This is a genomic window from Paraburkholderia sp. BL6665CI2N2 (assembly GCF_004366535.1).
GTDB lineage: Bacteria > Pseudomonadota > Gammaproteobacteria > Burkholderiales > Burkholderiaceae > Paraburkholderia.
The window spans coordinates 769,057-780,401 of record NZ_SORC01000002.1 but is presented as its reverse complement, the minus strand read 5'-3'; the positions used below and the strand labels follow the sequence as shown (position 1 = coordinate 780,401).

General features: G+C 60.3%; 12 protein-coding genes and 3 pseudogenes. 6 read left to right on the top strand and 9 right to left on the bottom strand.

Features of this window, described 5'->3' with window-relative positions:
* Positions 1–909: 909 nt before the first annotated feature.
* From B0G81_RS45225 to B0G81_RS41425, 4 genes and pseudogenes are all read right to left on the bottom strand, one after another.
* On the bottom strand, positions 910–1,143 hold the full coding sequence (locus B0G81_RS45225) for a hypothetical protein (RefSeq protein ID WP_243856889.1): 234 nt from the start codon (positions 1,141–1,143) through the stop codon (positions 910–912).
* A 315-nt stretch (positions 1,144–1,458) separates the two neighbouring features.
* A pseudogene (locus B0G81_RS41435) lies at positions 1,459–2,149 on the bottom strand (type 1 glutamine amidotransferase domain-containing protein).
* A 111-nt stretch (positions 2,150–2,260) separates the two neighbouring features.
* Positions 2,261–2,867, bottom strand: a pseudogene (locus B0G81_RS41430) (TetR/AcrR family transcriptional regulator).
* A gap of 242 nt (positions 2,868–3,109) precedes the next feature.
* Positions 3,110–4,447 carry an amidase gene (locus B0G81_RS41425; protein ID WP_279590551.1) on the bottom strand — a complete coding sequence of 446 codons (1,338 nt, stop codon included), beginning with the start codon at positions 4,445–4,447 and terminating at the stop codon, positions 3,110–3,112.
* Positions 4,448–4,645: 198 nt separating this feature from the next.
* On the opposite strand from B0G81_RS41425, the gene B0G81_RS41420 reads away from it, so the two are divergent.
* Positions 4,646–5,221, top strand: a complete 576-nt coding sequence (locus B0G81_RS41420) for a TetR/AcrR family transcriptional regulator (protein WP_134143335.1) — start codon at positions 4,646–4,648, stop codon at positions 5,219–5,221.
* A 619-nt stretch (positions 5,222–5,840) separates the two neighbouring features.
* Here the strand turns inward: B0G81_RS41420 and B0G81_RS41415 are convergent.
* Positions 5,841–6,161, bottom strand: a complete 321-nt coding sequence (locus B0G81_RS41415) for a CcdB family protein (RefSeq protein WP_134143334.1) — start codon at positions 6,159–6,161, stop codon at positions 5,841–5,843.
* A complete protein-coding gene (locus tag B0G81_RS41410; RefSeq protein ID WP_243856823.1) occupies positions 6,161–6,403 on the bottom strand; it encodes a type II toxin-antitoxin system CcdA family antitoxin in 243 nt (80 codons plus the stop codon). Before B0G81_RS41410 ends, B0G81_RS41415 begins: the two co-directional genes overlap by 1 nt.
* A gap of 623 nt (positions 6,404–7,026) precedes the next feature.
* Here B0G81_RS41410 and B0G81_RS41405 point away from each other — a divergent pair.
* From B0G81_RS41405 to B0G81_RS41390, 5 genes are all read left to right on the top strand, one after another.
* The gene (locus B0G81_RS41405; RefSeq protein ID WP_134143332.1) at positions 7,027–7,602 is read left to right on the top strand and encodes a hypothetical protein; all 576 of its coding nucleotides are present in this window, start codon (positions 7,027–7,029) and stop codon (positions 7,600–7,602) included.
* 65 nt (positions 7,603–7,667) lie between these two features.
* The gene (locus tag B0G81_RS41400; RefSeq protein ID WP_243856821.1) at positions 7,668–8,120 is read left to right on the top strand and encodes a hypothetical protein; all 453 of its coding nucleotides are present in this window, start codon (positions 7,668–7,670) and stop codon (positions 8,118–8,120) included.
* Between the two features lie 3 nt (positions 8,121–8,123).
* Positions 8,124–8,390, top strand: coding sequence for a hypothetical protein (locus B0G81_RS45220; RefSeq protein WP_241975127.1), 267 nt, complete (start codon positions 8,124–8,126; stop codon positions 8,388–8,390).
* 104 nt (positions 8,391–8,494) lie between these two features.
* Positions 8,495–8,806, top strand: a complete 312-nt coding sequence (locus B0G81_RS45215) for an ATP-binding domain-containing protein (RefSeq protein WP_243856822.1) — start codon at positions 8,495–8,497, stop codon at positions 8,804–8,806.
* Positions 8,807–8,972: 166 nt separating this feature from the next.
* Complete coding sequence (locus tag B0G81_RS41390) at positions 8,973–9,230, top strand: hypothetical protein (RefSeq protein ID WP_121325201.1); 258 nt, start codon at positions 8,973–8,975, stop codon at positions 9,228–9,230.
* Between the two features lie 91 nt (positions 9,231–9,321).
* On the opposite strand, the pseudogene B0G81_RS41385 reads toward B0G81_RS41390, so the two are convergent.
* The 3 genes and pseudogenes from B0G81_RS41385 to B0G81_RS41375 form a co-directional block, all read right to left on the bottom strand.
* A pseudogene (locus B0G81_RS41385) lies at positions 9,322–10,375 on the bottom strand (PDDEXK nuclease domain-containing protein).
* 225 nt (positions 10,376–10,600) lie between these two features.
* A complete protein-coding gene (locus B0G81_RS41380) occupies positions 10,601–10,909 on the bottom strand; it encodes a type II toxin-antitoxin system RelE/ParE family toxin (protein WP_106285709.1) in 309 nt (102 codons plus the stop codon).
* Positions 10,897–11,181, bottom strand: a complete 285-nt coding sequence (locus B0G81_RS41375; RefSeq protein ID WP_106285708.1) for a CopG family transcriptional regulator — start codon at positions 11,179–11,181, stop codon at positions 10,897–10,899. Before B0G81_RS41375 ends, B0G81_RS41380 begins: the two co-directional genes overlap by 13 nt.
* Positions 11,182–11,345 lie beyond the last annotated feature (164 nt).

The following is an 11,345-nucleotide window of genomic DNA, read 5'->3' as shown; positions in this document are numbered from 1 at the left end:
TGGCATTCCGCACCGTTGGGCGCACGGTGAAACATCTACAGCGGCATTCCTGGCATCGCAAGATGTCAGACGTGTTGACGAAAGCGGATGGGCGCGGCCCACGGAAGCGCTTCGAGTTCACGATCCGCTTCATGACTTGTGTTAGCGATAGGCGAGCGAGAGCGCCCGCAGATTCTCCATGCAAGCGGCAGAATGTCTTCCTCGCGCGGGGGTTTTTCCCGCACGCGGTGATCGCTAGAGTTCAGTTAACCGTTCCGTTAGGTCATTCTGGAGAATTACCATTGAAGATTGCTTGATTGTGTTGTGTACCGGCTTACTGGGTGTGATGGGCCGCGGCTCCATCGATGGCTCAAGCGTCCGAACTGACGCGCGCCGAGGTGAAATCAGAACTTGCCGACTATCAGGCCGTTGGTACGGTCTCCGAAGCAGGGTACCAAGAGCTGGCCGTCGACGCCGCGCGCAAGGTTGCCGCATTGCGTGCCGCACGTGCCGCCGCCGGGGTCCGTCCAGGCAAGCCGAAGTTTCAGCGAAGCAGAGGAACTGAAGGGTTCCTGGTCGCAAGAAGAAAAGTGCGTTGGACAATGCCCCGCATGGTGAGGACTACTGTATACCACATAGCGAGTGGAAGGTAAGCGGACTCGTCCCACTTGCTATTACCCACAACTCCGTGGCGAAACCTGGTAACCTGGCCTGCGTCAGGTTACGTGTGCGCCGAGATGAACCGATTCACGAGGTAGCCATTGGCCGCGTGAATCTTCGACGCCATCGAAAGCCCGCACGTAGCGCGTTCTGCGCCAAGCCTTTGTGTAAAGGCCGACCAAACTCGCCGATTTAGGCGACGCTCAGCTCGCGTGGCAACCGATGGCTCGACCAGCGTGCCGCTGCCGGGGCCCGTTTCGATGGACGCCTTTACCTTCTGTGCCGCGATCGACGACGGCGCAACCGGCGCCGCGCCTCCCGGCTGCAACGCGGTATGCGACACGCGGGCCGACATTGCCACAACTGCGCGAAGATGGCGCCGCCTTCAGCATGTACCGCGTCTGTCACGCGACGCCAGCCTTCGATCTGTTCGTCGCTGTAGATACCGGGTGTCCACGCGTAGCCCTGACCGCGCGGTTCGATCTGCGTGCCCTCGCTAATCATGAATCCCTGCGCCGGCGGGCTGGCGGTAATAGATCGCGCTCGATGCGGTGGGTATGTCGCCGGGCTGGGCGCCTCTCTGGCGCGTCAGCGGCGACGCACGATACGGCTGCGCAAGGTGTGCCGTCCCAGCTTGAGCGGCGTGAAAAGTGAAGCGTATTCCATGTTCTTTTCGCTCCCGAATGACCTGAGTCGCCCGTTGCGACGGGGCTAGACCGAGCCGGCTGCGCGTTTTCGTGCGCGATCAGCTAACTGGCTCTCTGGTGGAAACGCCGCGCGCCTGCCGGACGGCAATGCGCGTCGGCAGATATGCGGTTTTTATTGCGCGGCGAGCGCCGGGTGCTTCATCAAAGCGGCGGCAGCGGAAGAGGACGAAGCTGGTTTTGTCCGGTGATCAGAAGGCCGTCGGTGACTACGTACGGCGCCCAGTCGTCGGCCTTCGAATAGATGCCGCCCTTGGCCTTGAGTTCGTCCTCGACGAGGAAACGGCACGATCCCGGTCAGGCCGACCGCGGCTTCTTCCGAATTCGTGAAGCCCGTGACCTTCTTGCCTTCGACCAGCGCCTTGCCGCCCGGCGTGGTGACGTGGCGCAGCACGCCCGGTGCATGACATACCAGCGCAACGGGCTTGCCTGCAGCGAGGAACGGACTGGATCAGCGCGATCGAATTCGCGTCTTCGGCAAGATCCCACAGCGGGCCATGACCGCCAGGGTAAAGCACCGTGTCGAAGTCGGCCTGCGAGACGCTATCCAGACGCACCGTCGTCGCGAGTTGCGCCTTGGCCGCTGCGTCTTTTTCAAAGCGATGCGTCTTGTCGGTCTGATTGGCCGGCTCGTTGCTCTTGGGGTCGAGCGGCGGCTGACCGCCTTGCGGCGAGGCCAGCACGATCTCGGCGCCTGCGTCCTTGAACGTGTAGTATGGCGCGGCCAGTTCTTCCAGCCAGAAGCCGGTCTTGCGGCCACTGTTGCCCAATTGATCGTGAGAGGTCAAAACCATTAATACTTTCATGTCGTTCTCCAATGAGTGAAGTGAAGTTCCAGAAATAGTAGACCAGTCGTCTAGTAAAAACCGCTAATAAAGGCACTTCCAGGGAAGTGCCGCCTGCGTGCTACTTATGCGTCATGGATTCAGATCAAGCAGGTGCCGTGTCGTCGCCATTGCGTTCTCGAACGGTTGCAGATTGCGCACGATCTTGACCATCACACTTGCGCCCAGCCACAGCTCGTACAGACTTTGCGCCACCGTCGACGGGTCCTCGTTCACCGCAAGCGACCCTTCGTCAACACCGGCCTGGATCGCGCGCGCCAGCCGCATGATGATGCCTGAGGTGCCGCGGTTCAGCGTGGCGCGCATCGCCTCGGACATATCCGCGACTTCAGCGCCCAGCTTGACCGCGAGGACACTTGCCCTGACAGTCCGAGAACGACTGGCTCTGTTGCCAGATTTGCCAGTAGTTCATCAGGCGCTGCGCCATCGTCAGGTTCGGCGCGGCGAGCGTGTTGTCGAGATCGGCGAGGTACTCTTCAAAATAACTTTCCAGCAACGCCACGCCGAAGGCGTCTTTCGAAACGAAGTAGTGGTAGAACGAACCCTTCGGCACACCCGCGGCGGAAAGGATCTCGTTCAGCCCCACGGCTGAGAAACCTTTCGCGCTGATGATCCGTTGCCCTACGGCAATGATGTTCTCGCGAACATCGGCCGATTCGTGTGCGTTTGCGGTAGCCATGGATCAAACCATAGAGCATAGTAGACCAGTCGTCTATAACTCTTTTCGATTTATTTACGACTGCGTGGCAAAGGGTCAAAGAGTGGGGTTCTCCCTCCGGGAGGAAGCGCCAGGGAGACCGTCATCCCGTGGCGCTTTTCTCTTGACGGACCAACGAATCGCCAGCCACCCAGATGTTCGGATGCCGGTCGCGCACAGGGCTGACCGATTCGAGCAGTGACGCCAGGTGAAGAATGGTCGACTCAGCCTGCCAGCTGCCGACGATCTGCACGTTGATAGGCAGGCCCCCTTTGCTTGTGCCGAATCGCATGGAGATACCGGGCAAGCCCGTGACGTTCAGCGGCACGGTTGCGCCCTGGAGATAGGTCGCATCCACTGTGCGGCCGTTGATCGTGAACGTATCCACCGCCGTGCTTGTGAGCCGGGATCGGCAGCACATGCGTAATCAACGCGTCGTATTTCCGGAAGTATTCGGCGTATCCGTCACGCAGACGCTCGGCGGCCTGTTCAGCGTCGATATAGTCCTTCATCGAGGTATCGGGCAGCGCGAGCATCGTCCTGGCCATCTTGTAGAGTTCGTCCTCACCGCGCCCTGCGGTCGCTTCCGCAAATGCCGGCTTCATTTCCATGACGTGCAGGCGGTTGAAGACATCGAGAGCGAAGTCACGCTCGAGGGCAGGAATGCGTACGGGCTCCGCCAGAATGCCCAAGCCTTTGAGCGCTTCCGCCGCTGCCTGCACCGTGGCTGCGACTTCGGGATCGACGGGTCCGAAGCCGGGTTCGACCATCCAGCCGACTCGCAGCGGACGGTCCGGCGAGCGGCCCACCCCCGCATCGAACGGGACTGTGCTGCTCGCAAAAGCGTCGCGGCCATCAGGACCCGACAGTTGCGAAAACGCGAGAGCGAGGTCGCGGATGCTGCGAGCCATCGGACCAACGTGCCAGAAGCGGCGCGGGGCGCGCGGCCAGATTCCTGTCATCGGCACACGTCCGTGAGTCGCCTTGAGCGAAACGATGCCTGTCTGCGCAGCGGGTCCCCGTACGGAAATCGCCAGATCGGTGCCGAGCCCGAGCGGCGACATACCCGCTGCGATGGCCGCCGATTCGCCGCCGCTGGAGCCGCCCGGAGTGCGCTCAAGATCCCACGGATTATTCGATCGACCGCTGAGCAGGTTGTCGCTCTCGATCCAGTACGAGAACTCGGGCAAGTTCGTTTTTGCGAGGAGGATGCCGCCTGCGTTTTTCAACCGTGCAACGCTGGTCGCGTCGGCGTCAGGAACGCGTCCTTTGAAGATGGGCGAGCCGCGCTGGGTCGCCACGCCCGCCGTGTCAATCGAATCCTTTGCGGTGAAGGGCACGCCGTGCAGCGGCCCCAACGCCTGACCTGAAAGCACAGCCGCTTCGGCAGCCTTGGCGGCTTGCAGCGCACCGTCTGCGACTGTGACGATGGCGTTGACTTTCGGATCGACGGCGTGGATGCGATCAAGGTGTACCTGCACGACTTCGACCGGCGAGACTTCACGTGTGCGAATGAGTTCAGCCAGACGGGTGGCGTCAAGGTGAAAGAGTTCGGAGTTCATGCTTTCCTTTGGCGGGGCGCAATACGGCTAGGGTTTGATTGATTTGGCCTACCGAACGATAGGTAGACAACTTGGGTTAAAAAAAACGCCAGCAGGTGAGCTGCGTGGCCGGGGATAAAAATCTACCTAACGTTTGTTAGCTAAAACTCTAGGCGGTACAATGAGTGCAGTCAACACTTTTTTCATCGGAGGGCTGTTTTGACTAATGAAACCGTCACTGGCTCGGGGGATCGGATTCTTGCTGCCGCCACGAGAATGGCGCAGGCGCACGGCTATGGCGGGCTGAATATTCGTGAGCTCGCACAGGACGTGGGCATCAAGGGTGCCAGCATCTACCATCATTTCGCGAGCAAGGCCGACTTGGCGGCGGCGGTCGCGCGACGCTACCACCAGGACGCGGCTGCGGCTCTGGAAGCGCTCTCCGCGGCATCGGGCGATCCGCTTGTCGGTTTGCGTCGATACCCGGAGACGTTCCGCAAGTCGCTGGAGTGCGACAACCGCATGTGCCTGAGCAGCTTTATGGCCGCGGAGTATGACGATTTGCCCGAAGTCGTGAAAAAAGAAGTGCAGGCCTTCGCGGACGTCAACGTGGCCTGGCTTCGCAAGTCTCTCGAGGCAACGGGCGTCGTCGCCGCCGAGGGGACGCGGGAGCGCGCGTGCGCGATTTACGCAGCGGTTGCCGGCGCTCAACTGATGGCGCGCGGCAGGGCAGACATCGCGTTGTTCGATACCTTGATCAGCAGTTACAGGGCCGTCGGGTTATTGCCGGGATAGGGGCGCCTCGACGCTTAATGTCGCGTGATCGGCCGTAAGGGCGGCAACGTCGCCCAACCGGGCGGGAGTCAAAACCTGGCGCGGCTTTAGGGAGATCAAGGGGGCTGTCTGGATCGCGACCTGGATCGCGGCTATGTCCCGAGCGGGTCCGGCGGGCGGATGTGATCTGCGATTTTCTATTTGGGGATCGTGGGTTGAGCAGGGGCTGTCGAATTTCACCAGCACTTTAGCCAAACGTTTACCTGACGCAAAACGGTTGTTCGGGGTTCGGAAATTTCCAACGGGCATTTCCGGGCCCCCACCGAGTGCGGCACCCCGCAGCCTGAGTGTTTGGCGGGGAGGGGAAACTTTCACCCCGCAGCGAACCCCACGACGAGTAGCGCAGCGCCTATCACCACGGCCAATACCTTCGCCAATAGGCTCGGCGGACCAGGACGCATCGTTGCGCCACTCTGCCTGAGCCTTTCCTGATGCTTGTCGAATTGCATCGCATCTTTAATCGCGGTTTCCCGGGCGGTTTCAAGGGCGAAGCGCAACAGCGAGATAAATGTTTAGAGGTTTGAGCCTGATTTGCTGATATGGGGGTTGTGTCGTTCGAACGAAACCGTCCTGTTATCGCTCAGTATGCGCCGAAGATCCGGTCGAGCGCCGCGAGGATGGCCTCACGTCGATCTGAAAGGGAACCGATGCACTTGCCGAGAGCGGCCAGGGGAACCGCGCTCATGCCAGGCGTATCAAGCAAACATTCTTCGCCGTTGATTTCGAAAACGGGAAGCAGGTCGGATGGTTTGCCGGAGAAGGCGAGATGTCGGACAGGTCGTAGAGGAATCACGATGCGCGTCGGCAGAATGCCGACATGGGTGCTTTGCACGTCGAGCAGGTAAGGTGCAAGTTTGCGCGTCTCAATGTCGGGATTCGTGTAGAGATCAAACCGGGCCATTAAAACGTCCTGTATTTCGCGAGCGGAAGCCCGTCGCGATCGACCATCACAGTGTAAGCGGCGACCAACTCGGCGTTATCATCCGCCCATCGGCGCGCCTCCGCCTCCTGGATTTCTTCGCGCACGCCGCGCTCGCTCGCCCGCGAAAGATTAATACCCAGCTGCTTGGCCCGCTCCAGCACCTCGGGCGGCAAGGTGACGTTGGTGGATTTACGCGGTCGAACTTCGAGTGCTTTACCCATGTGTGGCTCCATGTTGCATACCATGTGCATTATGATGCACAAGCTCGGTGGATCGCAAGTGTATTGATTGGTTGCCGGTCATAAGCGGAAAGCAATGTGGCGCAGTCAGGCAGGGCGGTCCTGATGCGCGTGAAATCGGGCTTTTGCGGGTTGTCTTCGCCGTTCAGCAGCTGTTCGATTTGACATAAGATAAATGATCGCATTATATTTCGTATTCCTACATATTGTAGATTGAAGTGGTGCCAGCCTCGGAGCTCCTGACAGGTAGCGCGTCTGCATGGAAGCGACTGACGCGATGGAGCGGGCAACGAAGGATCTTTTTCGTGTACGGAAGTCAAGCGGGAGTGACCTCATCGATCGCGTCGATCATGGATGTCCTGTCGCTTTCCCGGTCACGCGGCGGAAGACGCTTGACGCCAGTCGTGCGCTGCTCGTCCCCGAAGCCCGGCAGGCGCTCCCAGTCTCTGTCAAAATAGCAGCATTGGTTCCACCAGTTCCCGTGCACACCATTGCGGGTTCGTCGGGCTGCATGTTGCCGCCAACAGCGACGTACATTGCCGAAGACGGCAACCGGAATCTATCCTCCCGGCGATCGCGGGAAGAACCGTTACGGCAGGCACGACATGGCACACGAGCGTTGCGAACAATGCGGCAACCAGACGCCACCCTGGGACACCATACACTGCGGATCTGGCGATAGCCGCTATGAGTTGCTCTGCACTCTGTGCTTCAATGCCAGGATTGCCGAGTCCACTGGATTCACCGATTTCGAGAACGTCCGCCTTGACCCCATCCGGATGATCGACTGCCACGGGGAGCCGCACCAGTTCCATTTCCGGCTTCGGCTTTTGGGCAACCGGATGGCACTGGATGCGTTTGAGCTTCGGGGAGAGCTTCGCGCGGGCTACCGGTTCCAGTTGATCGGCGAAGCTGACGAAGATGTGTTCGTGTTGCTCGGGCGCCTCGTTGAGAAGGTGCGTCGCGCGCTGTCGGTCAGGCACATCGATTTGCATGAGCGCCGGATCATTGACAGTACGGTGCGCGGGCATATCGAATGGGATGAGACGCAGGCGGGGCGCTTGCCACTCGTGGTGATCGACGGCAAGGAGGTCTCATGGGAGGATCTTGGGCAAATGCTCATGAGCATGGAAGGATGGCAGTTCCGGCTCGATATCGCTGACCCGAGCGAAGAGCTTTGAGTCGCGTTGCAGACGCGGCGAAACGGGCGACAAACCCTATCCCCGGACCGGTTTGCCGACCTGCCATGTACAACCTGCTGGGTGCAGCCATGGTCGCAGTCAAGCACGATGATCTTTCTTTGGCCTTTGACTTCGTCAGCTACGCGGCGCCGACGGAGCATAACGCGTATGTCTCGCTCGATACAGGCAAGATCTATTGGACTTCTGATTCCAGCGACGCGCTCGACGAGGAGATTCCTGACGACCTTGAAACTTCCGATCGCTACCTTGCGATACCGCACAGGAACGAGCTCGATCTCGGAAGACGTCTCGCCTTGCGCTTTGTCGCACAGGAGTTGCCTGCGCGTTATGACCAGGTCGAAGGACTATTCCGGCGGCAAGGAGCTTATGCGCGTTTCAAGGATTTGCTGGACCGTGAGGGCGTTCTCGAGCGCTGGTATTCGTTTGAAACCGATGCTGTCGAAAGCGCGCTGAGGCAATGGTGTGCCGAAAACGGGCTTAAGCTTCTTGAGATGTGACGGATGCTGCTGGCTCTCGCAACGCCAGGTGTGCTGCTTCCGGTGATCAAACGCGGACGCGTGCTCGCACTGCTCGGTGAGCGCACGCCCATCCGGGAACAGGAAACCATCGGCTCGATCCTGATGGAAGATGCCGCGCTAGCGCCGCCGGTCGACGCAATCCTGTGCCGGAAGAATGTCACGGCGATCTGGGCAGTTCGCCGCGGCACTCGAGGCGGGACATCGACCTGCGATCCGGATGAGTCCGGCCGAGATTCTCGCATACGCTGACGGCGCGGACCGCTTGCTGGCCGGCCAGCGGGCATTCCGCCCGGCGGCGGAGCGATGCGCAGGCGTTTGCGCGCAGCGCATTTGGTCAGGACCTGCTGCCGGTTGTGCGCATCGTCGACGAACTCGGTACTGGCTATCTGCAAGCCTTGGCGCCGCGCCCGGCGACGGCAGGCGCCGCAGACTATGGGATCTCAACCGTACACCGTGCCAAGGGGCTCGAATGGAAGCGGGTCAAGGTGGCGAACGATTTTCGCCTGCGCGGTGCCGACGGCCGCCCGATGCCGGACGAGGATGAGCTTCGGCTGCTTTACGTGGCCGTGACTCGCGCGCAGCATGCACTCGATATCTCCGCATTGCGCGACGAGCGCACCGGCTTTTTAGTCTCCTGCACCAGGCCTGGCCGGCATAACAGATGAAATCCAGCGTCGACCCAGTTCCGGCACCGCGGCGATGTTCACGCAGACCACGCCCACCTGCCGCCCGCGGCACGCGACAGAAACTGGGGCTCACATGGACGTCCGGAACCGGGGTAGAACGGCATTACAGGGCTGGATGCCCATGAATTCAAGGAGATCTAATACGATGGCAGCACCGAGTTTTGTCTATACGATCTCCTGTGTCGCGAAGATGCTCCGAGAGCCGGTGGATTGGCTGGACGAACTGGCGACTCTGAACCTGGAGCCAGAGGACGGGTGTCTCGGGATCATCGACGATCTGGACGTCCCCGCCGAGCAGTTGGTCTCCGTAACCGCCTTCACGGATGCTGGAATCGAGGCACTCAAGGAGCTGGTTGCTGAAGCAAAGCGGCAGTCTGGCGGGACGGGCAGCGCAGGTAGATAGGCGCGGATCAGGACCACGCATGCACGCCCTGGCAGACCAGGGCGTCATCGCCGTCCCCACGATCGGGCAATCGTCCAGTCATCCGGGCTGATCACTGCCGCTGTGCATCGGGCAAATCGGGCCGGAGTTCCGCCTCGATCTGATCGATTGATGGCAGACCGCTTTCCAGCGATTCAGGCACATGGCGCAAAAGCTGATATTCGGCAACGCCCATTGGGTTGGCCACGCCGCGCAGCGCATATTCCGCCACGAGCCGGTTCTTTTCCTTGCACAGCAGCAGGCCAATTGTCGGCTGGTCCTCGCCCGCCTTGACCTGCGCGTCGATCGCGGACAGGTAGAAGTTCAACTGGCCTGCATATTCGGGCTTGAACGGTGTTGTTTTCAGTTCGACGACGACGTAGCAACGCAGCTTGAGATGGTAGAAAAGCAGATCGACAAAAAAACTCGTCGCCGCCTACCTCCAGCCGGTACTGGCGTCCCACGAATGCGAAGCCGGCGCCCAGTTCGAGCAGGAAGCGGGTGATGTGTTGGGTGAGCGCGCGCTCGATGTCGCGCTCCTGGGCGTTCTCGGCCAGACCGAGGAAGTCAAGGATATACGGATCCTTAAGCGCGTCGCGCGCGAGATCGGACTGCGGTGGCGGCAACCGGTCGGCGAAATTCGTGACTGCGTTGCCGGCACGCCCATGGGCGGCCGTCTCGATCTGCATGGTCAGCACGCTGCGCGACCAGCCGTGCTCGAGCGACTTTTCCGCATACCACAACCGTTGGGCGTCGTCGTTGAGCTTGTCCAGCAGTGTCACGACGTGCGACCACGGTAATTGTGCAACGGGCTGTTGCACAAATTCCGGCTGCGGGAAGGCTTGTGCCAGCGCGCGCATGTACTTGAGGTTGCGAGGCGAGAATCCGCGCATGTCGGGAAACGCTGCCTTGAGGTCGCGCGCGAGCCGGTCGACAACGCCGGCCCCCCAGCCTTGTCGCTGCTGCCTGTCGAGAATGTCGCGGCCAATCTGCCAGTACAGTGTGACCAGTTCGCGATTCGCGCTGGCCACGGCGCGCTGCCGCGCGCGCTCGACGCGCTGCTTGAGTTCGGCAAACCAGTGGTGATAATCCTCAGCCCATGCGGGCGTACCCAGATCTTTGTTCATGCGCTTTGGTAGTCGGGGCACCGGTTGTCGCGCCCGGAAGGAAATTATCGTGGGGGAACCGGCAGTCGACAAGCGGAGCCAGCGTGGAGTCGCCGCGATGATACCATCGCACCCCGTTAAAATTGTTGATAATTTATCTTATGTCAAATTGACGCGGTCCCTTACCGGCTGACCCGGGCAGTCACATCTAACGTATCTAGCCGGCGCCAAAGCTGTCACTGCCGTTCAGTTGGCGTGACGCCGATATCGCAACTCCTTCTGGCTGCGAATAGCGACCACCAGCACAACGTCCAGCTCAGCCACAAAACGATACAGCGCAAGATAGCCATGCGCGCCATTCGAAATGACCAGCTCGCGCATCGCATCGGGGCCACTAACAGGCCGTCCAATCTGAGGACTCGTCTGAAGGATGTCTAGCGCGCGAACGATATCGTCAATGTGTTTTGCGGCGCTCGCCGCGTTGTGTTCAAACAGGAAGTCAAAGATCCGCTCAAAATCATCGCGAACTTCAGGCGCCAGAACTATTCGCGCCATCGCTTGACCTTCGGTGTTCCCGGATCGTGCCCTGCGGCCCGCTGGCCTATGTAATCACGCATGTCGGCCCACTCAATTCCGAGGCCGTTCTCCAGCATGTTTGCGAGGCGGTCGTTACCCTCAGTGAGAAATTCGCGACGCAGTTCTTCGCTGGTGACCCTCTCCGCAATCGCCTCCAGCATGAAGCTGTGGGCTGTAGTCCCCGATTCTTCAGCTAGTCTGGAGATCCGATCGCGGAGTTCCGGCGGAAGGCGGAGCGTGGTGGTAGACATAGAGGCCTCTCATGTGTCACATCTGTGCTACATCATACTCTCTCAAGTTTGCCAGTGCACGCCCTTGTCCAAACCCAAGCAGGGAACCAAAAACAGGGACATACCTAATTATGTCAAATACCGTATCCGAAGATTGCTCCGGTTTGAAAGGAGTCGTGTCGGAC